At 61.6% G+C, this 255-nt stretch carries 1 protein-coding gene; it reads right to left on the bottom strand.

The window, feature by feature from the left end; translation table 11 throughout:
• Positions 1-255, bottom strand: a 255-nt coding sequence (locus tag K6N12_RS33895; protein WP_222135300.1) for an extracellular solute-binding protein, incomplete at both ends; no start/stop codon positions are given.

Genomic DNA, 255 nt, shown 5'->3' on the forward strand with positions numbered 1-255 from the left:
AATCGAGCGTGTCCTTCCATTCCGGCTGATCGAACTGCGGCTTCCACTTCTCGTCGAACCAGCGGGCGCCGAAGGAATTGGACATGGCCGTCAGGAAGGCCATGTTCTCGCCCCAGCCGGCCTTGCCACGCAGGCAGATGCCGTAGACTTCCTTGTCCTTGTTGGTGATCTTGCGGGCAGCGTCGGCAATGAAGTCCCAGGTCGGCGCGTCGGGCATTTTCAGGCCGGCAGCGTCGAACAGGTCCTTGCGGTACA

The sequence above is a fragment of the Rhizobium redzepovicii genome (assembly GCF_019793435.1).
GTDB classification, from domain to species: Bacteria; Pseudomonadota; Alphaproteobacteria; order Rhizobiales; family Rhizobiaceae; genus Rhizobium; species Rhizobium redzepovicii.